General features: G+C 61.4%; 19 protein-coding genes. 11 read left to right on the top strand and 8 right to left on the bottom strand.

What is annotated here, in order from left to right; genetic code table 11:
* The first annotated feature begins 112 nt into the window (after positions 1-112).
* On the top strand, positions 113-2152 hold the full coding sequence (locus POF45_RS05620) for an NADPH-dependent 2,4-dienoyl-CoA reductase (protein ID WP_282315289.1): 2040 nt from the start codon (positions 113-115) through the stop codon (positions 2150-2152).
* 72 nt (positions 2153-2224) lie between these two features.
* The gene (locus POF45_RS05615) at positions 2225-3151 is read left to right on the top strand and encodes a 1-aminocyclopropane-1-carboxylate deaminase/D-cysteine desulfhydrase (RefSeq protein ID WP_282315288.1); all 927 of its coding nucleotides are present in this window, start codon (positions 2225-2227) and stop codon (positions 3149-3151) included.
* Positions 3152-3266: 115 nt separating this feature from the next.
* Here POF45_RS05615 and POF45_RS05610 read toward each other — a convergent pair whose 3' ends face one another.
* The 3 genes from POF45_RS05610 to POF45_RS05600 all read right to left on the bottom strand — a co-directional run bounded on the left by POF45_RS05610 (position 3267) and on the right by POF45_RS05600 (position 6063).
* A complete protein-coding gene (locus POF45_RS05610; protein WP_259495036.1) occupies positions 3267-3827 on the bottom strand; it encodes a cytochrome b in 561 nt (186 codons plus the stop codon).
* Positions 3828-3972: 145 nt separating this feature from the next.
* Positions 3973-4800 (bottom strand): phosphonoacetaldehyde hydrolase, encoded by an 828-nt coding sequence (phnX, locus tag POF45_RS05605; RefSeq protein ID WP_259495035.1) that lies wholly within the window; start codon positions 4798-4800, stop codon positions 3973-3975.
* 153 nt (positions 4801-4953) lie between these two features.
* Positions 4954-6063, bottom strand: coding sequence for a 2-aminoethylphosphonate--pyruvate transaminase (locus tag POF45_RS05600; protein WP_282315287.1), 1110 nt, complete (start codon positions 6061-6063; stop codon positions 4954-4956).
* Between the two features lie 109 nt (positions 6064-6172).
* On the opposite strand from POF45_RS05600, the gene POF45_RS05595 reads away from it, so the two are divergent.
* Positions 6173-7033: a LysR substrate-binding domain-containing protein gene (locus POF45_RS05595; RefSeq protein WP_259495033.1), complete on the top strand. Its 861-nt coding sequence runs from the start codon at positions 6173-6175 to the stop codon at positions 7031-7033.
* Positions 7034-7260: 227 nt separating this feature from the next.
* Here POF45_RS05595 and POF45_RS05590 read toward each other — a convergent pair whose 3' ends face one another.
* Together POF45_RS05590 and POF45_RS05585 are read right to left on the bottom strand one after the other, a co-directional pair.
* Complete coding sequence (locus POF45_RS05590) at positions 7261-8613, bottom strand: OprD family outer membrane porin (protein WP_259495032.1); 1353 nt, start codon at positions 8611-8613, stop codon at positions 7261-7263.
* Between the two features lie 300 nt (positions 8614-8913).
* Positions 8914-10341 carry a type VI secretion system Vgr family protein gene (locus POF45_RS05585; protein WP_282315286.1) on the bottom strand — a complete coding sequence of 476 codons (1428 nt, stop codon included), beginning with the start codon at positions 10339-10341 and terminating at the stop codon, positions 8914-8916.
* A 231-nt stretch (positions 10342-10572) separates the two neighbouring features.
* On the opposite strand from POF45_RS05585, the gene POF45_RS05580 reads away from it, so the two are divergent.
* A complete protein-coding gene (locus POF45_RS05580) occupies positions 10573-11280 on the top strand; it encodes a YebC/PmpR family DNA-binding transcriptional regulator (RefSeq protein ID WP_259495030.1) in 708 nt (235 codons plus the stop codon).
* A gap of 137 nt (positions 11281-11417) precedes the next feature.
* Here POF45_RS05580 and POF45_RS05575 read toward each other — a convergent pair whose 3' ends face one another.
* Positions 11418-12731: a leucine-rich repeat-containing protein kinase family protein gene (locus tag POF45_RS05575; protein ID WP_282315285.1), complete on the bottom strand. Its 1314-nt coding sequence runs from the start codon at positions 12729-12731 to the stop codon at positions 11418-11420.
* Between the two features lie 319 nt (positions 12732-13050).
* On the opposite strand from POF45_RS05575, the gene POF45_RS05570 reads away from it, so the two are divergent.
* The 7 genes from POF45_RS05570 (at position 13051) to POF45_RS05540 (ending at position 19631) form a co-directional block, all read left to right on the top strand.
* The gene (locus tag POF45_RS05570; RefSeq protein ID WP_259503208.1) at positions 13051-13566 is read left to right on the top strand and encodes a Csu type fimbrial protein; all 516 of its coding nucleotides are present in this window, start codon (positions 13051-13053) and stop codon (positions 13564-13566) included.
* Between the two features lie 107 nt (positions 13567-13673).
* Positions 13674-14207 carry a Csu type fimbrial protein gene (locus POF45_RS05565; protein WP_282316006.1) on the top strand — a complete coding sequence of 178 codons (534 nt, stop codon included), beginning with the start codon at positions 13674-13676 and terminating at the stop codon, positions 14205-14207.
* Between the two features lie 20 nt (positions 14208-14227).
* Entirely contained in the window at positions 14228-14764 is a 537-nt protein-coding gene (locus POF45_RS05560; protein ID WP_282315284.1) for a Csu type fimbrial protein, read from the top strand.
* 4 nt (positions 14765-14768) lie between these two features.
* Entirely contained in the window at positions 14769-15269 is a 501-nt protein-coding gene (locus POF45_RS05555; RefSeq protein WP_282315282.1) for a Csu type fimbrial protein, read from the top strand.
* A gap of 39 nt (positions 15270-15308) precedes the next feature.
* Positions 15309-16097, top strand: a complete 789-nt coding sequence (locus POF45_RS05550) for a fimbrial biogenesis chaperone (protein ID WP_259495024.1) — start codon at positions 15309-15311, stop codon at positions 16095-16097.
* A gap of 208 nt (positions 16098-16305) precedes the next feature.
* Positions 16306-18663 (top strand): fimbria/pilus outer membrane usher protein, encoded by a 2358-nt coding sequence (locus POF45_RS05545; RefSeq protein ID WP_282315281.1) that lies wholly within the window; start codon positions 16306-16308, stop codon positions 18661-18663.
* Positions 18660-19631 (top strand): Csu type fimbrial protein, encoded by a 972-nt coding sequence (locus POF45_RS05540; protein WP_259495022.1) that lies wholly within the window; start codon positions 18660-18662, stop codon positions 19629-19631. Before POF45_RS05545 ends, POF45_RS05540 begins: the two co-directional genes overlap by 4 nt.
* A gap of 123 nt (positions 19632-19754) precedes the next feature.
* On the opposite strand, the gene POF45_RS05530 is transcribed toward POF45_RS05540, so the two are convergent.
* A complete protein-coding gene (locus POF45_RS05530; RefSeq protein ID WP_259495021.1) occupies positions 19755-20507 on the bottom strand; it encodes an anti-sigma factor family protein in 753 nt (250 codons plus the stop codon).
* Positions 20504-21010 carry an RNA polymerase sigma factor gene (locus tag POF45_RS05525; RefSeq protein WP_259495020.1) on the bottom strand — a complete coding sequence of 169 codons (507 nt, stop codon included), beginning with the start codon at positions 21008-21010 and terminating at the stop codon, positions 20504-20506. Before POF45_RS05525 ends, POF45_RS05530 begins: the two co-directional genes overlap by 4 nt.
* Positions 21011-21037 lie beyond the last annotated feature (27 nt).

The raw sequence follows: 21037 nt of genomic DNA, 5'->3' as shown, positions 1-21037 counted from the left end.
TGTCAGTTACGGTCATTGAGTGACATCGAGGCGACTCTTAGTCTGTGACACATGACTGACGGAGGCCGAAGAGCCTGCGCATTTCCCGTGAACGCTCGATGTGGAGTTACCGATGGCCGCCGCTCATTACCCGCACCTGTTGGCCCCGCTGGACCTGGGTTTTACCACGCTGCGCAACCGCACCCTGATGGGCTCGATGCACACCGGCCTTGAAGAAAAGCCCGGCGGTTTCGAACGCATGGCGGCGTATTTTGCCGAACGTGCCCGTGGCGGTGTCGGCCTGATGGTGACCGGTGGTATCGGCCCCAACGATGAGGGTGGCGTGTACTCCGGTGCCGCCAAACTGACCACCGAAGAAGAAGCGCTCAAGCACCAGATCGTCACCCGCGCCGTGCACGAGGCGGGCGGCAAGATCTGCATGCAGATTCTTCACGCCGGTCGCTATGCCTACAGCCCGAAGCAGGTCGCGCCAAGTGCCATTCAAGCGCCGATCAACCCGTTCAAGCCTAAAGAGCTTGACGAAGAAGGCATCGAGAAGCAGATCAGCGATTTCGTCACCTGCTCGGTACTGGCGCAAACCGCCGAATACGACGGCGTCGAAATCATGGGCTCCGAAGGTTATTTCATTAACCAGTTCCTCGCGGCCCACACCAACCACCGCACCGACCGTTGGGGCGGCAGCTACGAAAACCGCATGCGCCTGCCGGTGGAAATTGTCCGCCGCGTGCGTGAAGCGGTTGGTCCGAATTTCATCATTATCTTCCGCCTGTCGATGCTCGACCTGGTGGAAGGCGGCAGTAGCTGGGAAGAAATCGTGACCCTGGCCAAGGCCATCGAGCAGGCCGGTGCGACAATTATCAACACCGGCATCGGCTGGCACGAAGCGCGGATTCCGACCATCGCCACCAAGGTGCCGCGTGCGGCCTTCAGCAAAGTCACCGCCAAGCTGCGTGGTTCGGTCGGCATTCCGCTGATCACCACCAACCGTATCAACACCCCGGAAGTGGCCGAGCAGATTCTGGCCGAAGGCGACGCCGACATGGTGTCCATGGCACGGCCGTTCCTGGCCGACCCGGACTTCGTCAACAAGGCCGCCGCTGGCCGTGGCGATGAAATCAATACCTGCATCGGTTGCAACCAGGCCTGTCTGGACCACACCTTCGGCGGCAAGTTGACCAGTTGCCTGGTCAACCCGCGCGCCTGCCATGAAACCGAGCTCAACTATTTGCCGGTGCAGCAGATCAAGAAGATCGCCGTGGTCGGTGCAGGACCTGCGGGTCTGGCTGCTGCTACCGTGGCCGCCGAGCGTGGTCATCAGGTGACGCTGTTCGATTCGGCCAGCGAAATCGGCGGCCAGTTCAACATTGCCAAGCGCGTGCCGGGCAAGGAAGAGTTTTTCGAGACCCTGCGTTACTTCAATCGTAAATTGCAGACGACGAACGTCGAGGTGTGCCTCAACACCCGCGTGGATGTGGCTCAACTGGTGGCGGGCGGTTTCGACGAGATCATCCTCGCCACCGGTATTGCGCCAAGAATCCCGGCGATTCCGGGCGTCGAGAACGCCAAGGTACTGAGCTATCTGGACGTCATTCTCGAACGCAAACCCGTCGGCAAACGTGTGGCGGTGATCGGTGCCGGCGGTATCGGTTTTGACGTCTGCGAATTCCTGGTACACGAAGGCGTGGCCACCAGCCTGGATCGCGAAGCGTTCTGGAAAGAGTGGGGTATCGATACGCATCTGCAAGCACGTGGCGGCGTGGCCGGTATCAAGGCAGTGCCTCATGCACCGGCTCGCGAGGTGTTTTTGTTGCAGCGCAAGAAAACCAAGGTGGGCGACGGTCTGGGTAAAACCACCGGCTGGATTCACCGCACCGGTTTGAAGAACAAGAAAGTACAAATGCTCAACAGCGTCGAATACCTGAAAATCGACGACGAAGGCCTGCACATCCGCATCGGCGAAACCGGCGAGCCGCAATTGCTGGCGGTGGACAACATCGTCATCTGCGCCGGCCAGGATCCGCTGCGCGAGTTGCAGGACGGACTGGTGGCAGCGGGGCAGAACGTGCATCTGATTGGCGGTGCGGATGTGGCGGCGGAGTTGGATGCCAAGCGCGCCATCAACCAGGGCTCGCGGTTGGCCGCCGAGTTGTAACCGGCAGGTAGAGCGTGCCAATGGCCTGTGAGCGACTAGAATGCTCGCTCATACCAGGCACAATCAGGCCCCATGTTTTCTCTTCCTGCTCATTGGCAACCCCAAGCTCCCCTCGAACCCCTTCACCTGGACTGGCTCGCCGGCGCGGGCCTCGACGTCGCCATCCTGCGCCTGGACCTGATCGACCCGCTGATCAGCGGCAACAAATGGTTCAAGCTCATCGAACACCTCAAAGCCGCTGAACAGGCCGGCGCCAACGGCATCATCAGTCTCGGTGGTGCGCATTCCAATCACCTGCATGCGCTGGCGGCGGCGGGCAAGCGCTTCGGTTTCGCGACCGTCGGCCTGTTGCGCGGTCATCCGCAAGAGACCCCGACAGTGGTGGACTTGCAGGCATTCGGCATGCAGCTGCACTGGCTGGGTTATGGCGGTTATCGTGCACGTCACGAACCCGACTTCTGGCTGCCGTGGCAGGTGCAATACCCGACGCTGCATCCGGTGCCCGAAGGCGCTGGCGGTCTGCCTGGGGCGTTGGGTTGCATGTCGCTAAAGACTCAAGTCGACCGGCAACTGAGCCACTTGGGTTGGTCCGATCACGATGGCTGGTGGCTGGCCTGCGGAACTGGCACTACGCTGGCGGGCCTGGTGTTGGCAGAAGCGCGGAGACGTCCGGTCTACGGCGCTTTGGCGGTGCCGGATGACCACGGTGTGGCGCAGCAGGTTGAATCGATTGTGCGGGAGGCGGGGCTGGTCGAGCCGGTGTATCAACTGTTCGACGCCAGCCGTGGCGGGTTTGCCAAGGTCGATGCGCAGTTGCTTGAGTTCATCGAGCAGAGTGAGCATGCCTGCGGCGTACCACTTGAACCACTTTATACCGGCAAGGCGTTACTGGCGCTCAAGCAGCAGGTGGCGGCCGGGAAATTCGCTCCAGGTACACGGTTGGTGTTCGTTCACACCGGTGGCTTGCAAGGGCGACGGGGTTTCACAGCACAGCGATGAAATAACGCTATTCCCTGTGGGCTTGCTCGCGAAAGCGGTGGTTCAGTGCAATTCATGTCGACTGACACGCCGCTTTCGCGAGCAAGCCCGCTCCCACAGGGTTTTATCATCGGCCTCAGGAGTTGCGGCTCACCCGCTTCGGCATCATCCGCAACAACGTGTTGTCCCCCACCACATAGTGATGATAGAGCCCGGCCAGCGCATGCAGGCCGATCAGCCAGTAGCCGATGGTGCCGCCCAGTTCGTGCCAGCCCTGCACCTGCCGGGCAAATGGCTTGTTTTCAGAGACCAGCATTGGCAGGTCGAAGCCGTAGAACATCACCTGATGGCCCTTGGCACTGGTGACCAGCCAGCCGAGGATCGGCATCGCGATCATGAACATGTACAACGCCCAATGCATCACCTTGGCCAGAGTGACCTGCCAGTGGGGCGAGGCCGGGAAAATCTGTGGCGCCGGGCCGAGGCTGCGGGCGAACAGGCGTAGCCATACCAGTACGAACACCGTCAGGCCGAGCATGAAATGAGTTTCGGTAATCAGCGTCCGACCGCCGCTGCCTTTGGGGAAAATCCCGCGCAATTCGATGCAGGCATACACCAGTATCAACAGGACCAGCATCAACCAGTGCAACAGGATTGATACGGTGCTGTAACGTGATTCGGAATTTGTCCATGGCATACGGTGTTCCTCGCAGGGCGGATCTAAAGCAACCGCTGTTTTCAGTCGGTGTGCTTGTACTGTAATCCGCTTTGCGACGGTTTGCCTGAGACAGATCAGGGTTTTTATGGGAGCGCCGCGCCCCCACAAGGTGCAGGACGTTCAATCAACTGCTTTGCGGCATCTCTCCATTGGCCAGGCGCCGATTGATATCGGCAATGACCGCTGGCAGATCGGTGATGGTGTCGATCATGTAGTGAGGACGCGAGCCTTCGAACATCCCGTGAATACGCCGGCGTTCGCTGGCCAGTTGCTCGCTGCCGAGTGCCTGATACCCCGCGTAATCCAGTCCCAGCGCGTTGCCCGAGCAGATCAGCGCCACGGTCCACATCCCGGCACGGCGGCCTTCGAGAATGCCCGGCACGGTGTCATCGATCTTCACGCACGCCGCGACATCATCAATACCCAGTGCAATGACGTTGGCCAAGGCCTGAGCCGGCCATGGGCGGCCATTGGGCACTTCGTCGGTGGCCACCACGTGATCGGCGACATACCCGTTGTGGGCGGCCAGTTCGACGACCTTGTCCATGACCTGTTTCGGGTAGCCGGAGCAGGAGCCGATTTTGATTCCGTTCTGGCGCAGTTGGGCAATGGTCTCCAGCGCACCAGGAATCAGCGCCGAATGCTCGGCGATTTTCTCGATCTGCAACGGCATGAAACGCTGGTAGATGGCAGTGACGTCATCGTCGGTCGGCGTGCGGCCGAACACCGAGCGATAACGCTCGGCGACCTGCGGCTGATCGCACAGGGTACGGATGTGGTCCCACTTGCCCATGCCCATTGGGCCGCGGGCCTCTTCGATGGACACTTGCACATCAAACTCGGCGAACGCTTCGACAAAAATCTGCGTGGGGGCGAAGGAGCCGAAGTCGACGACGGTGCCGGCCCAGTCGAGGATCGCGGCTTGCAGTTGGGTCGGTTGGGTGTAGTTCATGGTGAGCAGGATCCTGTGTTGACTGGCTAATGTGGTAGACGCTTTTGTGGGAGCGAGCCTGCTCGCGATTACGGTGTGTCAAACGACAAAAAATGTTGGCATTCAGTCCGCTATTGCGAGCAAGCTCGCTCCCACAGTTGAGGGCGGTGTCATTTAGATTTCTGTTACTTCCATCTCGCGCAGGGCCTCGGCAATGGCCGCTACAGCCGCGCGCATATCGGCCGGATGCACATGCCCGATACAGCCCACACGGAACGTCTCGACCTCGGTCAACTTGCCCGGATAAAGAATAAAACCCTTGGCCTTCACCCGCTCATAAAACGCCTTGAACTGATAACGCGGGTCTTTTGGTGCGTGGAACGTGACGATAATCGGCGCCTGGATCGCGGGCGGTAGAAAGCTGCGCAGGCCGACTCTGGCCATCTGCTCCAGCAACACCTGGCAGTTGTCGGCGTAGCGCTGGTGCCGGGCCGGCAAGCCGCCTTCTTCGTGGTACTGCAGCAGGGCTTCATGCAGCGCCGCGACCACGTGGGTCGGCGGGGTGAAGCGCCATTGGCCGGTCCTGGCCATGTAGCGGTGCTGGTCGAATAAATCCATCGCCAGTGAGTGCGAATTGCCAGCGGCGTTGTCCAGCGCTTCTTTGCTAGCGAAGACAAAGCCCATCCCCGGCACGCCTTCAAGGCATTTGCCCGAGGCGGCGATCAGCGCATCGAACGGCACCTGTTGCGCGTCCACCGCCAACGCGCCAAAGGAACTCATGGCATCGACGATCAGGTGTTTGCCGTGCCGGGCCACCACCTGGGCGATCTCCGGCAGCGGGTTGAGAATGCCGGTGCTGGTTTCGCAGTGGATCAGCGCCACATGAGTAACGCTGGCGTCGGCGCGCAGCAGACGTTCAACGTCGGCGGCGGTGGTCGGCTGGTCTTCGGCGGTCTCGAAGGTGCTGAACGAACGGCCAAGCACTTCGCATATCTTCGCCAGACGTTTGCCGTAGGCGCCATTGATCAACACCAGAACCTTGCCGTCCCGTGGCACCAGCGTGCCGATCGCCGCTTCAACGGCGAAGGTGCCGCTGCCCTGCAATGGCACACAATGGTGGCTGTCGGCGCCATTGATAATCCCCAGCAGTTGTTCGCAGACGCTGGCGGTCAGCTGATTGAAACGCTCATCCCATGACCCCCAATCGACCATCATCGCCTGACGGGTGCGGGCCGAGGTGGTCAGCGGGCCGGGGGTCAGCAGGATTGGAGCGGCAGTACTCATTCAGGCGTCCTCGCATTCGATGGCATCAAGCTACGGGGCTTAAATTGCAATTTGCCGCGCCATCAATCAAATTGTTTATTGTTATGCTAGTCATCAGTGAGGCTTATTCATGAATCTGTTCCAGCTGCGTGCGTTCGACGCGGTGGCCCGGGAGGGCAGTTTTACCCGGGCGGCTGCGCGGCTGTTCATCAGTCAGCCGGCGGTCACCGGGCACATCAAGGCGCTGGAGGAGCACTACCAGATCACCTTGTTGCGGCGCACGGCGCGGCGGGTGGAATTGACGGAGGAGGGCACGCGCCTCGCGGCGATCACCCGAGCCATGTTCAGCCTGGCCGATGAGGCGCAAGTGATGCTGGAGGCCAACCGGCAGTTGCTGACCGGGCGTCTGGAAGTGGCGGCTGATGGCCCGCACCGGGTCATGCCGATGCTTGCCAGCCTGCGCGCCCGTTATCCGGGTGTCACCGTCAACCTGCGTCTGGGCAATGCTCAGGAAACGCTGGCGGCGTTGTTGTCCGAACATGCGGATGTGGCGGTGATGACCGAAGTCGAGCCGCGCAAGGGGCTATATCTGCAAGCCTTGAGCGCGTCGCGAATCTGCGCGTTGGTGCCGGTCGCTCATCCTTGGGCGCAACTCTCGCAGGGCATACGGCTCAAGGATCTGGATCAGGTGATCATGGTGTTGCGCGAGCCGCATTCCATCACCCGCCGCACGTTTGACGATGCGTGCGTTCAGGCCAAGGTCAACCCGCGGGTGTTGCTGGAACTGGACAGCCGTGAGGCAGTGACCGAAGCCGTCGCCGCCGATTTGGGCGTGGGGGTGGTGTCGTCGGTGGAAGTCAGCCATGACCCGCGAGTGACGGCGGTGCCCATTCTCGGTGAGGGGCTGGTTAACCGGCACATGATCGGGTGTGTGGAGCGGCGGCGGGATTTGCGTTTGATTCAGGCGTTTTTCGAGTTGGCGCCGGCCTGATGGACCGAGGCGCAGCCTTCGCGAGCAAGCTCGCTCCCACAGTGGATTTGTGCCGCTCACAAAATATGTGTTCACTATCGATCCACTGTGGAAGCGGGCTTGCTCGCGAAGAGGCCATCAGCTTCAACATCAATGCTGACTGAATCACCGCTTTCGCGAGCCTGCTCGCTCCCACATGGGGCTCGCTTAATGGCAGATATCAAGGCAAGCCGATGTACCCATGGCGCCTACCAAAGTGGCACGACATAACTCACATAAAGCCGGTTCTCGTCCTGCTGCGTCTGTCCGGTCATGCTCGGATTGGCCATGGCGTTTTTCCAGGTCACGCCAAAGCCTTTCAACTTGCCGTCAGGCACCTGATAGCTCAGCGCCAAGTCTCGCTCCCACTCGCTATTGCCGCCGCTGGCCACCCGGATTTGATCGCCATGGGCGTAGGTCGCCTGGAAGCCAAGGCCTTTAAGGCCCAACTCACCGAAGTCGTATTTGTATTGCGCCAGCCAGGTTTGCTCGCCCGCGTGCTGGAATTTGTTCAGTTGCAGGTTGGTCAGCGCCGGGGTGTCGGCGCCTGCGCCAGGGCCTTGTCGGGCGTCGCCGCTGTTCAGTCCGGAATCGAGGTAGGGAAAGTCACTGTCACCGGTGTTCTTTTGCGCGCCGATACCGAGGGTATGCCCCGCCAGGCTATAGCTTTCCATCAGGCTGATGGTGGACTGGTTGATACGGCCCTTGCTGGCGCCGTTGTCGTAGGAGCCCGCGGCAGCGTAGTCGGCGTCGCCATCGGCGTTACCGCCCACCCCCAGGCTGCGGTAGGCACGAAAATCACTGAGCAGGCTGCCCACCGGCAGGGCGGTGGTATTTTTCGCGCCAATGAACGCTTGTTGGTAGTAGTCCTGCAGATTCGAATACCACAGGCTCACCGTCGTGTTGGCCAGACCCGTGTAATCGGCGCCGCCATAGACGAAGCGATCGCTGAGTTTCGTACCGCCGCCGGTGGTCATGTCGCTGTCGCCGCTTTCATTGCGGATCTTGGTTTTGACGATGTCACCGCCGGTAAAGGTGAAATCGGACAGGTCTTTGGATACCAGCTGCACGCCGGTGTTGGTCTGGTGGTACAGACGCCCGTCGGTGTTGGCCAGCATCGGGTTGTTCTGACTGAGCATGCCGACGCGCAGCTCATCCTCGAGGAAACGCATCTTGAAGGTCGGACTCAGGACACTGAAGTCATTGGCAGATTTGCCATCGTCCAGCGGGAACATGCTCCCCGGATATTGGCCCTGATGACTCTTGTCATTCAGGTCGCCACCGGAGTCGAGCTTGAGGCCGTAGAAGGCTTCCACATCCAGCCCGAAGCCCACTGGGCCCTCGGTATAACCCGACTTGAAGTTGAACTGAAAGCCCTGGCCCCAATCGCGGTAACTCTTGGCCTTGGCGGTGCTGCCTGCAACGTCGCGGCCCTCCTGGTTCAGGTAGCGATTGAGCAGCGTCAGGTCGGCGTGACTGTCATCGATGAAGTCCGCATGGGCAGGCAACATCACGCCGCCCAGCAAGGCGCCGACAAGGGGTGTGGCAAGTTTCTTGATCATCATGGATCTCGTTCATCAGGTGATTCACCCTGCCGATGGCGCTCACGTGAGGCGCGGCTCATGGCCGCGCATCGGCAGTGTTGCGGTCCTGCCGCAACATCCTGAAACGCATTAAGAGGTGGCCACATGACAGTGCCGTGACCGGCCTGATGAACAATATTTCACCCCGATTCACTGGCTTTTTTGGCGAGCGAGCTTGCTGGCGCTGGAGTGTGCAGCCGTTGCGCCTGGTTCGACCGACCGCGACACGGCTCGGCGCCCACTAGCTCCCCCGCCACAGGCTGAGTGCCAGGCCACGGTTTACGAACCAAGATCCGGACGGTTGATCAACCAGTCCAGCAGTAACCGCGTATCGCTGCGTGGCTTGCGGGCCGCAGCGGGCTGTGGCGGCTCACAGCCGGAAGTGATGAACAGGACCGGCCGGTCCGGATCACCGTCGAGGAAGTTGATCAACACATCACTGCCGGCGCGCGGCAGTCTGTACCGATCGGCTCCGCCCTCGCAGGCGCCAATGACCACCGGCAGCCAGATGCCACCGGCTTCCTCTGCAACAGCGCCCGCCGTTGGCCAAAGGGCGATCAGAATCCGGCCATGATCATCGACCGTCGCCGGCTGCCCGGCGGGGCCCAGAACTCTTGCCGGCTGATAACCGGGGACAATGGGGCGGGCGTGTTTGAGCGACGGCCTGAACGCCGTGGACCAGGCGATGGCCGAAAATTCATTGCGATAGCTTCGGGGGACGCCAGACGGGTCCTGCTCGAGGATCGAAGTTTGTTGTCCATGGTGCTGAATTTCGGTGAGCAGCCACTGATTGTTGAAACAGGGAAGCGGGTGTTGTTCCACTTGCAAGATCGTTGCGCTGAGCAACCGTGGCTGGTCGCTTTGGCCGCGGATCTGCGTGTGCTGGCAGCGCAAGCGTTCCAGGCCCCGGCGGCTGAGTTGGTCACAGTGTTGTTGCTCGGGAGCAGGGCGCTGGATCATCGAACCCGCACTGGCGTGTGGCTCGTTGGCCGCTCCGTCACTTGAGGCCGGTGCGCCTCTGCTGCGCGAAGTGGAGGGCGCGCGGGTGGCGGGCGACTCATGGCGCTGGAACAACTCGCTGATACCGGCTTCGCCAGGATTGCGGTTCGTCGCGCTACGAAAGGGCGTCAGGACCGGCTCCTGGGGAAAACCCAGGCTGTCATCGGCCAACACCAGCACATGGCCGTCGTGGCGATGCTCAAAGTGGTAGTGAATGCCTTCTTCTTCACAGAGCCGGTGCAGCAGTGCCAGATCGCTTTCTTCGTATTGAATGCAAAACGGGCGGACGGGGTAGTGTCCGGTGGTCAATTCAATACGGTAGCTGCTCTCGGGCAGGGCATGTTCTTCCAGTAACTGACGCACAATATCCGGCACGCTCAGGCGATGAAATACCCGGCGTCTGCGCTGTTGTTCAAGGGTTTGCAGGTGCGGTACGAGTACCAGATGGTAGCCAACCCGGTGCGCGCCGCGATGCTCACGACTGGCGCTGTGGAGGCGGCCGTGAAAGCCCTGGTCGTCGCCAAGGCTGAGAAAAGCCGATTGTTGCAGCAACCGGTCGAGCTCCATGGGCGGCGTCAGGCCGATGGCATCGACAGTGAATCGATAGGGTTGGTTAAGGCCTTCGTGGCCACTGAACTGCAACACCTGCAAACTTAAATCCCTCTCGACGAGGGTGAGGGTGAAAGGACTTTCCTTGTCGTTGTGCATGCCTGCGCGTCTACTATGAAATACCAAGTGCAGAGGGTACGAAACCCCGGCCTTGAAGTGTCACCGCATGCGCCTTTTCAGAATCGCCCTACAAGTCCTGTTGAAGATGTTGATCATCCACGCCCGTGTACAGGTGGAATTTTTGGTCGATTGCCGACTTTAGGCCGTATAAACTTGGCGCCATGCGTCGGCCAATAGATGTCTCGGCGCCACAGATCAAGAGAGTGAGTAATGGGCGCACAGTGGAAGGTTAAACACAAAGAAGCGGCATCCAACGCCAAGGGCAAGATCTTCGGCAAACTGGTGAAAGAGATCACCATTGCCGCGCGCAACGGTGCCGATGTCACCACTAACGCGCACCTGCGTCTGGTGGTTGAACAGGCAAAAAAGGCCTCGATGCCCCGCGAAACCCTTGAGCGTGCGATCAAGAAAGGCTCGGGCCAGCTCGGCGAAACCGTGCAATACCATCGCGTGACCTACGAAGGCTTCGCCCCGCATCAGGTGCCGCTGATCGTTGAATGCGTGACCGACAACATCAACCGCACCGTGGCGGAAATCCGCGTCGCTTTCCGCAAGGGCCAGTTGGGCGCTTCCGGTTCGGTCAGCTGGGACTTCAACCATGTGGGCATGATCGAGGCGTCCCCGGACAGCCCGGATGCCGACCCTGAAATGGCCGCCATCGAAGCCGGCGCCCAGGACTTCGAGCCGGGTGAGGAAGAGGGCACCACCCTGTTCCTGACCGAGCCGGCCGACCTGGATGCGGTGCAGAAAGCCCTGCCTGAGCAAGGCTTCACTGTGCTGGCGGCCAAGCTGGGCTACCAGCCGAAAAACCCGGTCAGCGGCCTGAGCGACGAGCAGATGGCTGAAGTCGAGGCGTTCCTTGAAGGCCTGGACAATCACGATGACGTGCAGGACATGTTTGTCGGGTTGGCGGGTTAAGCACGTGTGTCATTGACGGTTCTGTCATTTGACAGGCCGTCTTCACGAGCAGGCTCGCTCCCACAATGGTTTTGTGCCGTTCACATACAGTGAGACCAACACAACGCCCTGTGGGAGCGAGCCTGCCCGCGAAGCAGTCACCGTCTCTTCAGTTCCTGCACAATCTCGCTGAACCCAGGCCGCCCCAGCACATCCGCTTGACAGCAACGCTGCTCCAACCGCTCAAGCTCCAAACGGTCTGCATCGCTCAACCCTGAGTCGATTCGCTCCAGCAATTCCCCCAACAGTACGCCAAACGCCCGCACCTCGATGCGTTGCAGCGCACGGCTTTCCAGGTTGTCGGTGGTGGCATGGAACGACGCCGCACCAAAGTCCCCCAACAGGCAGTCGCCATTTTCATGCCACAGAATATTGTGGCCATAGAGATCGCCGTGGGTGATGCCTTGCTGGTGCAGGTGTTCGGCCACCGACGCGATGCCACTGGCCATGCGCAAGGCGACGGCCGCCGTGAACCGAGTGTCGTCGGTATAAATGTCCCGGCTGCAGGACGCCAGGCTCGGCAGTGCTGCAAGGTTGCGGTAGCTCGGATCGATCAGTTGCATCACCAGCCCGGCCTGGGCTTGCGGGTGATCGATGATCCGCCCCTCGACCCGGATCAGATTCGGGTGCAGCCCCGCCGTAATGCAGGCGTTCATTTCGTGCAGCGGCGAGCCGTCGCTGGTCATTTCGCCTTTATAGAGTTTGACGGCCACGGCAACAGGCCCCAGCCCGGTTCGTTGCCACGTCGCGCGATGAATCACCCCGGACGCGCCTTCCCCCAATTTCTGCTCCAGCTGCAATGCGCCCCATGCAATGCCGGGCGTGGCGTCGAGGGCGGCAGCATCGGCTTCGGTTTCCAACGGGTTGCCGGCGTAAGCCAGCCAAGTCAGGCTCGGCAGGGTCAGCAGCCACTCGGGCAGTGCGGTCATGCGGTTGGCGGCGATGCGAATCAGTTCCAGACGATGGCAATTGCGCAGGCTTTCGGGCAATTGCTGCAAGCGGTTGCCGGCCAACATCAGTTTTTGCAGGTAGGGGCGCTCGCCCAGTTCACTCGGCAGCTCTGCAATATTATTGTCAGTCAGGATCAACCAGCGCAGCCGCGGCGGCAGGGACGCACCCGGTACACGTTCGATACCGTTGGCCTTGAAGCCGATCATCGTCAGTTCGGCGCATTGGCCCAGGCACACTGGCAACTCGTTGAAACGGTTGTCCGAGCAGAACAACACCCGCAACCGGGTCAGACGGTGCAGGTCGTGCGGCAAACTGCTCAAGGCGTTGCCACTGAGATTGAGGATCTCCAGCGAATCGGCCAGCTCGAAGATTTCCCGGGGGAACTCCGTCAGACCACACGACAAGTCCAGACGGGTAATACCTGCCAGCTCGCCGGCCCGCAGTTGTGCAAGGGTATTCATGAACAGATTCGCTATTGATAGGGATGAGGGCACACAGCCCCTGAAAATGGCCGATATGATAACGATTTGAAGCGGTTTGGGCCCCAAAAGATCTACAGCGCCATCTGTGGTGACAGGGTGCCTGTGGGCATTGGACAAAAAACTGCGCTGTGTACAACGGCGTTCCCCGCAAAATAACCGCGTTTTTTCAATAATTCGATACAACTCCCTGCCATGTTCATGGATCCGGAGGCGGTGCCTGACTGGCGAAATCCAGTTGCATTGCTAATCTGGTTTTCACAAGCCACCCCTGATAAGGAATGGGGCCGTGAATGGATTTATGGTGTTGGCAGTCTTGAGCTTGATGCTCGGCACACAGGTGTTGGCCGCAGAACTCCAGGTGGAGGTGCGAGTCGACGTCAAGCGCGGCTGCCAATTGGTCGGCCAACAACGCAGTGCCGGCATCGAGCAACTGGGCGTGCTGGACTTCGGCAGCACTGCGCGGCTGGACGATCCGGCTGGCCCATTGGGCGCGGCATTGATGAGCCAGCGCTTGCCACGCCTGGAATGCAACCCTGATACCCCCTATCAATTACGCGTCGACGGTGGCCAGCACGGCGGCGTTGGCGATGTGCGCTACATGGCGGGCACCGCCGTCCACAGCAAACCCATCCCTTATCGGCTTTATCAGGACCCCGCGCGGTTGATCCCGCTGGCGGTGGACGTCCCGATGAGTGGCCGCGTCCCGGACTCCGGGTCGGTGGATTTGCCGTTGTATGCGCGTATCGAACGGCTGGCGGACATTCCACGGGTCAGTCGCTATTCGGACCTGGTGAAGGTGACAGTCACCTGGTAATGGCAACGATGTGATCGCCCACCCGACAGATGCGGGGGGCGCAGGGGAGCGCCGTTCCCGTGAGCGGCCATGGTTTTCGAATCCTGAAGGAGTCGGGATTGGGCGTTATGACGAGCAAGCACTGGATGGTCATCGCTGTTGCTGCGCTACTACTTCTGGCCGAGGACGCACGGGCGGCGATCAGCGGGCAGATTCATGCGCGCCTGACCATCATCGCCGGCTGCGAAGTGACCAATGGCTCCAGCCCCGGCAGCCCGGTCAGCGACTTCGGCAACCTCGACTTCGGCCAACAGGGCCCGACCTGGAATGCCCCGATCAAGGCCAGCCTCAGCAATGATGCAAGCGGCAAACTGAATGTGGCCTGCAACCCGTCGGTCACCGGTTTCACGGTCACCATCGACGGCGGCGTCCATGGCGACGGCACGACCCGGCGCCTGAGTAATGGCAGCCAGACCCTCCCTTATCAATTGTTCCTCGATGCCTCGGGTAGCCAGAGCTACAGCATCGGGCAGCAGCACAATTTCGCTGTCACCAGCGGGGCGCAGGTGCCGATCCCGGTATTTGGCTCGGTGGTGGCGAATACCCGCGCGGTGCCGGCAGGGGTCTACACCGACACCCTGACGGTGACGCTCGATTGGTAAACCCGTAGAGGACGGACACCATGCACATGCTTGTATCAAGGATCGGTTTGTCATTGCTTGGCCTGGCGCTGGTGTCCAGCGCCCAGGCAGCTACCACTGTCACCGGCCAGATCAGCTCCACGTTGATCCTGACCAGCAGTTGCCTGGTCAACGGCACGGCCGGCAGCACCGGCCTGAACTTCGGGACCGTGAACTTCGGCACCACCACCAGTCTGTTCACCGAAGCTGACGGCCAGGTGCTGGGCGGTGGTGGCGGCGCGCTGTCAGTCCAGTGCTCCAGTGGCACCTCGCCAACCATCACCGTTGGCGCCGGCAGCCATGACGCGCAGTCCACCGGTGGCTCCCGGGCGCTGTACGACGGCGTCGCCAACTATGTGCCTTACGACTTCTATACCGACGCCGCGCACTCGCAACTGCTCGCCATCAATGGCGTGATCAACCTCACGGCGAGTACCGGCCAGGCTCAGGCGGTGAACATCTACGGTAAAGCCGTAGGCAAGGCCGGGCTGCCCGCGGGCACCTACACCGATACCGTTGCCGTTCAGCTGACCTTCTAGTGCGATGGCCCGGCATGGTTATGCGGCGTTACTCCTGCTATGCGCGGGTGGCGTGCCGTTGCCGCTGGCGGCGGTGACCAGTCAGAGCTTCCAGGTCAGCGCCACGATCACTGCTGGATGCCTGGTGGTGGGCGGTGTGTCGAACTACGGCAGCCTGAACTTCGGCAGCCAGTCGGCGTTGGCGACCAGCAAAGTGCAGGTGGCCCTGACCGGCGGCGTGCAGTTGCAATGTACGCCGGGGGTGACCCTGAACATGAGCGTCGACGGCGGTCAGTACAACAGCAGCGGGCGACACATGCAGTTGAGCACCGGCAGCAACCGCGTGGCGTATTCGTTGTTCAGCGATGCGGCTTACAGCCAGGCCCTGGGGATCGGCCAGAGCGTGGCCGTGGCGTATTCCGATGCCAATAACATCAGCCTGCCGATTTACGGACAGGTGCAGTTGCCGGGCACTCAGCCTGGGGGGACGTACAGCGATGTGCTGCAAGTGCAGCTGTCGTGGTAGCGCGGCGTTTTGATCAGGCCTGATATAAGGAGTAGACGTATGGATTCACCTTCGCGGCGGCGTTTGGTCGTGCGGTATGCAGTGTTGGCGATGGTGCTGATGGGGACGTCCAGGGTGCAAGCCGCCAGTTCGGTGCTGATCTGGCCGATCGACCCGGTGCTGGAGGCCGATCAACAGGCCAGTGCCCTGTGGCTGGAAAATCGCGGCACCGAGACGGCCAACCTGCAGATCCGGGTCTTTGCCTGGAGCCAGAGCGGTTTCGACGATCAATACCAGAACCAGCGCGATGTCATCGGCAGTCCGCCTGTGGCAAAGATCGAGCCGGGCCAGAAACAGCTGGTGCGCCTGACTCGCACCAAGGACGTGCCGCCAGGGCAGGAGCTGGCCTACCGCATCATCATCGACGAAATCCCCTCCGCCAAACCACCCACCGCAGAGGAGGGCAAGACCGCGGCGGCGATTCGTTTCCAGATGCGTTATTCGGTGCCGTTGTTTGCCTACGGCGCAGGGCTCTGGAGCAAGGAGGACACCACCCGGCCGCGCGATCCCAAAGGCATCGGCCTGCCGGATCTGAGCTGGCGTACGGTGACGGTGGACGGTCGGCCTTATGTGGAAGTGCGTAATCAGGGCGCGGTGCATGCGCGCCTGACCGATGTCGCGCTGAAACAGGGGGGGCAGAACAAACCGCTGGTGGAAGGGTTGCTGGGCTATGTGTTGCCGGGCGCGATCATGCGTTGGCCAGCGCCCGGACCGATTGCCGGGGATCCGGCGTTGCAAGTGCGAGTCAATGGGGCGCCGCAGGTGCAAAGCGTGACGCCAGCGCGGTAACCCACTGAAGCGGATGGTTTTTTGTGGTGAAGGGGCGTGCGCGCACGCACAACCTTGTGGGAGCGAGCTTGCTCGCGAAAGCGTCAGGCCAGTCGACATTGATGTTGAATGTACGACCTCTTCGCGAGCAAGCCCGCTCCCACAGGTTTTGATCGCCGCCAGGTTAGGGTAAGAGGGGAACCTGTCCATTGACGGACGCACAGCATTAATGGCCCAGGGTTGGGCTCGACATTTCCAGTGTCCGTTGTGGGTGGCGACGTGCATGGCGAGCCTGTTGCTCTCACAACCCTCCGCGGCCGGCAACTTGCCGCCCGCACCCAGCGGCATGGAGGCCGTGGCTGATGCACAGTTGTTTCTGGAATTGGTGGTCAATCAGATGAATACCGGGCGTGTCGTGGCCGTTCAACAGCGCGGCGGGCGATTGTTCGTACCGGCCAGTGCGTTGCGCGAGAGTGGCATCAAGCTGCCCGATAACATCGGCAGCGAAGTCGATCTCGACAGCCTGCCGGGCTTGCACAGCGACTACGACAGTGTCGGCCAGCGGTTGCTGCTGAACGTGCCGCCAGAGTGGCTGCCGGAGCAGTTTGTCGGCAACCGCGAAGCCTATCCACGAACCCCGGCCCTCAGCAGTTTCGGGGCCTTGCTCAACTATGATCTTTACCTCAATGACACCGATGATGCCGGCACTTATCTGGCGGCATGGAACGAAGTGCGGCTGTTCGACAGCTGGGGCACCCTGTCCAACACCGGACAATACCGGCGCACCTTGTCAGGCAATGCGGTCAGTACCCTGAACAATGGTTATCTGCGCTACGACACCACTTGGCGTTACTCCGATGACGAACGACTGCTGACCTACGAGGCCGGCGACCTGGTCAGTGGCGCCTTGCCCTGGAGCAGTTCGGTGCGCCTGGGTGGTGTGCAGCTGTCCCGCGATTTTGGCGTGCGTCCGGACTTGGTGACTTACCCGCTGCCGCAATTTGCCGGTGAGGCGGCAGTGCCATCCTCGGTAGACCTGTTCATCAACGGCTACAAATCCAGCAGCGCCGAACTGCAGCCGGGGCCGTACACCCTGACCAATATTCCGTTCATCAATGGCGCCGGTGAAGCGGTGGTGGTGACGACCGATGCGCTGGGGCGCCAGGTTTCGACCACTGTGCCGTTCTACGTCACCAGCAACCTGCTGCAAAAAGGCCTGAGCGATTTTTCCGTGGCCGCCGGTACGTTGCGGCGCGATTACGGCATCCGTGATTTTGGCTACGGCCCCGGCGTCAGTTCCGCCAGCCTGCGTTATGGCCTGAGCGACTACTTCACCCTGGAAAGCCACGCCGAAGCCTCGGATTCGCTGACCCTCGGCGGCTTGGGCGGCAACCTGCGACTGGGTAACTTCGGTGTGCTGAATACCGCCCTCAGCCAGAGCCGTTTCGAGGGTGAAACCGGCCAGCAACTGAGCCTCGGCTATCAGTACAGCAGCCAGCGCTACAGCTTTTCCTATCAACGCTTGCAGCGGCGCGATCAATACGCCGACCTGACCGTGGTCGACAGCGACTACCTCACCCTGAGCAAGCGCAGCGAGCAGGCGACCCTGAGCCTGAACCTCGACACCTGGGGCAGCCTCGGTGTGGGCTATTTCGATGTACGCGCCGCAGACGAGTCGCGCACCCGCCTGCTCAACCTGACCTGGAGCAAACCGTTGTGGCGCGACACCAGTTTCTACCTGTCGGGCAACCGCGAGATCGGCGACAGCAACTGGACAGTGCAGGCGCAACTGGTGATTCCCTTCGACCTGCACGGCAGTCTGGCGATCAGCAGCGAGCGCAGCAAAACCGGGCAGAGCCAGCAACGGGTCAACTACAGCCGCGCCGTGCCGACCGAAGGCGGGTTGGGCTTCAACCTCGGTTACGCCAAGGGCGACGGGCCGGATTACCGTCAGGCCGACCTGACCTGGCGCCTGCAATCGGTGCAATTGCAGGCCGGGGTCTATGGCACCAGCGACGCCGAAACCCGTTGGGCCGATGCCAGCGGTTCGCTGGTGTGGATGGACCGGCAAGTGTTCGCCGCCAACCGCATCGACGACGCTTTTGTGGTGGTCAGCACCGAGGGTTATGCGGGTGTGCCGGTGCGCTACGAGAACCAGCAGGTGGGCTTGACCGACAGCAACGGCCATTTGCTGGTGCCATGGACCAGCGCCTATTACCGGGGCAAGTATGAAATCGACCCGCTGAACCTGCCGGCCAACGTACGCAGTCCGGATGTCGAACAACGCATCGCGGTGCGCCGTGGCAGTGGTTATCTGCTGGAGTTCCCGCTAAGCCGGGTGATCGCCGCCAGCATCGTGCTGGTGGATGCCGGACAAAAGGAATTGCCGCTGGGCAGTGGCGTGGTGCATGAACAGAGCGGCACGCAAACGGTGGTGGGCTGGGACGGCCTGGTGTACCTGGAAAACCTGCAGGCGCAGAACAGTTTGCGGGTGACCCTGGCTGATGGAAAAACCTGCCAGGCGCAGTTCGCCGTGGACATGAAACAGGACCAGATCCCGTTGATCGGGCCATTGGTGTGCCAATGAACGCGCTGAAATATGGGCTGCTGCTGGCACTGTGGCTGCCGGGGTCGGCCTGGGCGCTGTGTTCGGTGGTGACGACGACGCCGGTCGCGTTCGGCTCGGTCAGTTCGATTGCGCTGCGCACCACCTCGCAATCCAGTTCCACCCTGAATGCGGGGCTCAGTTGCACCGGATCGCTGCTGACGCTACTGAGCGCCAACGACCATTTCTACGGCACCGTCACGTCCACCCAAAGTGGGCTGCTCGGTCCCACGGGCGATGTCATCAGTTACACCCTGTACGCCAACAACTCCACCAGCTACCCGATGACCCGTGGCGTGGCCTATGACTTCGCTCGCAATGGCATCATTGACGCTCTGGGCTTGTTGGGCGGATCAACACCGAAAACCGTGCCGCTTTACCTGGGCACCACCATCGGCAGCAACGTGGCGGCGGGGGTTTATACCGAGACTCTGAGCATTTTCTGGAACTGGAATTACTGCTCCGGCATCGGTATTGGCAGTATTTGCCTGGGCCGCGACATCAATAGCGGTACGACGACGTTGACGGTGAACCTGACAGTGGCCAACGACTGCACCATCACCGCGCCGAACATCAGTTTCGGCAGCGCGCCGGTGATCAGCGCGTTCACCGCGGTCAGCGGCCAGACCATCAACCTGGCCTGCACCAAGGGCAGCGCCTACACCGTTGGCCTGAGCGATGGCCAGCAAGCCGTCAGCGTGGGCGGGCGGCGACGGATGATCTCGGGCAGCAATTACCTGGCCTACGACATCTTCAAAAGCGCCGGCACCACTCGCTGGGGCAGCGTCGGTACGGCGCGGCGAGCCAGCACCGATGCCGAGGTCAACCCCGGCAACGGACTGGGCACCGGGAGTCAGGTGTTCAACTACAACGCCAAGATCTACACCGACCAGACCACACCGCCAGCCGGGACGTATCTGGACAGCGTGGTGCTGGATGTGGGGTTCTAAATTCCACCCCTGATCCAATGTGGGAGCGAGCCTGCTCGCGAAGGCGGAGTGTCAGTCGATGCTGATGTTGGCTGACCCAGCGCTTTCGCGAGCAGGCTCGCTCCCACAGGGGAATTGCGGTGATCAGAATTTCTGCGTCTGTCTCAACATCTGCGCCGCCGCCGTATCGCTCGGGCTGACCATTGCATAGTTGTAGCCTGGCCCCGACCAGTACTCGGCCTGAAGCTCGCCATCACTGCGACTGCCCCGTGGCAGCAAATTGTTTTTCGGGCCAGGGGGGCGCACGTAAAAGCTGATCTTGTGCCCGCTCGGGTCCTGGTACATCACCATCGCCGCCGGCCCTTGCTCGGTGCTGAGCAAGCGCCCGCTGACCGGCTTGTAACCCGCGTTCGACAGGTCCGGCAGGCGATTGGCCTGGGTAAAGTAGCGGTCGAGCCAGCCCTGCATGTCGCCGTCGTCGCTGACCTTGTAGTCCGCCGGCAGAATGCCTTCCTGGGCAAACAGGCGGTACGCCTGCATCGCGTCCGTCATCGGCGGCGAAGCACTGACCAGCGTCATCTCCCGGGCTTGCCAGCCACTCAAGCCGCCGACACTGACTGCAATCAGCAGCACTGCCGCGCTGGCGAAGTGACGATAGGAACGGCTTTTCAGGCGCTGACGGATGATGGCCGGGTCCAGGTCCGGGTTGGCCGGTTGCTGCAACGCACCGCTCAGGGCGGCGCGCAGTTGCTGGGCGTCCTGCTGCCAGCCGCGCACTTGGGCGGCGGTTTCGGGGTTGGCCGTCAGAAAAGTCTCCACCAGGCGTCGGTCGGCGTCGCTGAGCTGGTGATCGACGTAAGCGTGCAGGTCACGCTCGCTTGGGGGCATGCTGATCATTTGAGTCTCCGCAGGGAAGGGCGGTTGATTTCACCGTCGCTGAGTTCGCGCAGGGCCTGGCGGGCGCGGGACAGGCGGGACATCACGGTGCCAGTGGGCACGCCAAGAATCTCGGCGACCTCTTTGTAACTCAGGCCTTCGACCGACACCCACAGCAGCAGGGCACGCTGTTCGGCGGTGAGCCGGTCGAAGGCTTCGAGGGTCGATTGAGCGATGACGGTGCGTTCTACCGAAGGCTGTGCGTCGTCGCGACCGGTGAAGAATTCGAGCATCCGCGCATAACGTCGTGAGCGGCGATGAGCGTCGAGAAACTGGCGATACAGGATCGAAAACAGCCAGGCCCGCAAGTCGCCCTCGGGGCGCTTGTCACCCCAACTTGACAGCGCCCGCTCAAGGCACGACTGCACCAGATCATCGGCGCTGCTGGGATTGCGCGTCAACGACACGGCAAACCGCCGCAATCTGGGAATGATTTCACTCAGTTGTTCGTCGATATCGTTCATGAAATTCTGGCTAGTCACTACGCTGTG

The sequence above is a fragment of the Pseudomonas fungipugnans genome (assembly GCF_029955235.1).
In the GTDB taxonomy this organism is placed as follows: Bacteria; Pseudomonadota; Gammaproteobacteria; order Pseudomonadales; family Pseudomonadaceae; genus Aquipseudomonas; species Aquipseudomonas fungipugnans.
The sequence above is the reverse complement of the archived record's forward strand: the minus strand, read 5'-3'. Positions and strand labels throughout refer to the sequence as shown.